Below are 2,378 nucleotides of genomic sequence, written 5' to 3' on the forward strand. Positions count from 1 at the left end.
CCTCGCCGGAACTGACCTCCTTGCGAAGGTCGTCGACGTCGTCCCAGCTGTCGAGGACGGCCTCAACTTCCGCGAGGTAGACGGCCTCCAAAACCGGCGCTTGTGCGTCGTAGAACGCGTTCAGGTCCGCGACGGTCTCCCCGCCGACCTCGTCGATCGGGTACTCCTCGGCTGGCGTGTCATGGTGCGCCTGGACGACGACGAGTTCGTCTTCGCCCTCACCGTCACGGTCGTGGACGAGTTCGCCGGCTGTCGGGACCGACAGCTCATCCCCGTCCGTGACGGTTCGCTCGTCTTGGACATCGTCTTTCCAAGCTGCGGAGAAGTCCTGCGACAAGTCGATGCTTTCGCCGTCAAGATGGCTTTCCAACAGCTCTAATGCCTCATCTCCAATGTCACCGCCTTCCAGTTCGGTCCATAGGTGATCTCCGGTATTGTCACCGGTGATGCCAATTTCGTAGACACCGTCTCCGTCCTTGTCAACCAGNCCGCCTTCCAGTTCGGTCCATAGGTGATCTCCGGTATTGTCACCGGTGATGCCAATTTCGTAGACACCGTCTCCGTCCTTGTCAACCAGAATCGTCGGCTTGCCGTCGTGCTGGAAGGGAACCGATGGCGCGTACATACCCTGCTTCGGGATTGGATCGATGGAGTCCGGGTCGATACCCACGCACACAATCGCTGGTTCGGACTGACCACCGTCTGTCATCGGCCGCTTTTCGAGCGAGTGGCCGAGGATGTCTTCGGCCGCCTTCCGGNCGCACACAATCGCTGGTTCGGACTGACCACCGTCTGTCATCGGCCGCTTTTCGAGCGAGTGGCCGAGGATGTCTTCGGCCGCCTTCCGGACCTCGTCGAGGTCGGCACTATCGGGGAGCGCGTGGTAGGCCTCGTCGACGAGCCGCGCGACGGTGAGCTCCTCGTCGGCGCGCCGACGCCGCGCCGCCTCTAAGGCGTCGCGGTAGCGTGATTGCGTGTTCCGTTCGTCTCCGGTCGTCTGCGTCGTGTTTCGGGTCAATGTCAAATCGCGTATTCTGCCGATTTGACGGGACACGACACGTTCTCGGCCTCTCCCAGTACCTTAATGAGGGTCCGGGCCGTAGAATAGGCCGGAACGCATCCCGCGTCCCGTCAAGTTCGTTTGCGAACCGGACAAGGCTCCCTCCCCTGCCGCCCTCACACGGGTTCCAATCGTATCAGGGCGACCGGGGGGAGGCCTTCCTCCGGTCGCTTCGATCCTACAACCGTGAGCGACGGGTTTCTCGCTCACGGGTTTTCGACGCGCGCTTCGCGTCGGTTCTCGGTGCCGATCTACCACGCAACCAGCGTGGCCCTCGGCTCGTGTTGAATCTGTGTAGGGCTGTTGGCTTCATAAAAATACCGGGAGTCGCTCTTCACTCCTAACCAACGTGAGATTAGATTTTAGTTGGTTAGGAGGCTCCTTCGAGGGGGTTTGTGGGGTTGCGGAGNCCGGGAGTCGCTCTTCACTCCTAACCAACGTGAGATTAGATTTTAGTTGGTTAGGAGGCTCCTTCGAGGGGGTTTGTGGGGTTGCGGAGATACTAGTATCTCTCCTGAAAGGCCAACCCTCAGATTTACAATACTCCAGTTTAAACGGTTTTAAACACCATGAAACGCGTGATCGGCGCTCAGGTGCGAGGGGAGCTTCTGGAGCGCTTCGAGGAGGTGAACGCCGACCGCGAGGAGGGAGGGACGGAGTCGGAGCTGATTCGAGAGGTCCTCGACGACGGCCTCGCGGTTCGCGAGGTGCCCCTCTACACTCGCTTGGGGGTGTCGAACCGCGTTGGTGCGCAGCTGGAGGACGCGCGCGACGAAGACGAGAGCCAGGAAGAGGTCGTCCGGCGGTTCCTCCCCGAAGCCGTCGAGGCTCGCGAGCGCGACGTCTTCGACGAGGTCGGCGCACCGGACGATCTCCGTGAGGCGGTCGAGGCTGCCCGCCAGGAGGGCGAGCCTGAGGCCGACGCCGTCCGGAGGCTCCTGCGGGAGGGTGTCGAAGCTCAGGACCGGGACGCTTTCGACGTGCTCGGCGGGGGCGAGCAGCTGCGAGAGTGGGTCCTGGAACGCGCCGAGGAGAACGAGGAGCCGGATGAAGCCATCCGCCGTCTTCTGGTAGAAGGCGTACGGCACACGTCCGAATACCGCCGGGCAGAGAGGTTATCAGGTACCACCTCAACCGTCGCCCTTTTGGCTGGATTCATCTATACTGCCCTGCCTGGTAGTGTCCTCGCTATCAGCGTATTTGGGCTCACGACTTTAGATAGCCTCGCGACGGGCGCTCTCGGGGTTCTCGTGCTGTTTTGGATTGTCACGCTGTTGATGACTTCCGCCCGCTGGATACAGCGCCGGCGCTCTGAAGG

1 protein-coding gene is annotated in these 2,378 nt (G+C 61.6%); it reads left to right on the forward strand.

Features of this window, described 5'->3' with window-relative positions:
- Positions 1 to 1,629 precede the first annotated feature (1,629 nt).
- A partial coding sequence (locus tag C470_RS16245; protein ID WP_204365888.1) for a hypothetical protein occupies positions 1,630 to 2,378 on the forward strand: 749 nt, incomplete at its 3' end.

It is taken from the genome of Halorubrum distributum JCM 13561, assembly GCF_000337395.1.
GTDB lineage: Archaea > Halobacteriota > Halobacteria > Halobacteriales > Haloferacaceae > Halorubrum > Halorubrum distributum.